Source organism: Alcanivorax sp. HI0044, assembly GCF_001634945.1.
This window is the reverse complement of sequence record NZ_LWEZ01001699.1, coordinates 1-551: the sequence shown is the minus strand read 5'-3', so window position 1 is coordinate 551 and position 551 is coordinate 1. Positions and strand designations below refer to the sequence as shown.

1 protein-coding gene is annotated in these 551 nt (G+C 58.1%); it reads left to right on the top strand.

Features of this window, described 5'->3' with window-relative positions; all coding sequences use genetic code 11:
* Positions 1-374 (top strand): TPM domain-containing protein (locus A3730_RS25560; RefSeq protein WP_197477638.1); only part of this gene is annotated, 374 nt, incomplete at its 5' end.
* Between the last annotated feature and the right edge of the window lie 177 nt (positions 375-551).

Below are 551 nucleotides of genomic sequence, written 5' to 3'. Positions count from 1 at the left end.
CGGTGCTGTTCCGCGTGAAGCCAATCCAGTTCCGGCTGGTGCCCCGGCGTTTGCAGCAAGCCCGCGCCGCCAGTCTGGCGCGCCAGGCGTTTCTGCAGCAGGGGCTGCATCGCACCAAGGGCGCCACCGGCGTGCTGATCTTTGTCAGCGAAGCCGAGCATTATGTGGAGATCCTTGCGGATCAGGGGATCGCCCAGCATGTGCCGGACAGCGAGTGGCAAAGCATGGTGGATGCCTTTATCGCGCACCTGAAACGCGGTGACGTGGCGAAGGGGTTCCAGGAGTGCGTGGCCGCTTGTGGCGATAAACTGGCTGCTCATGTGCCCGCCACTGAGCAGAAAAACGAATTGCCCAATCATCTGGTTATTCTCTGATTTCGGGTAATGTTCAAGAAGGGGCCATGTGGCCCCTTTTTTATGGTTCTTTGCGGATGAACGTGAAAAACACCGGTTGTGCCTGATTGATCATGGCGTTGCCAGAAATGCCGGCATTGCTGGATGCCAAACGCCTGATGCTCGAGGTTAAATAAGTCGGCTGATGCGCTGGAAGGC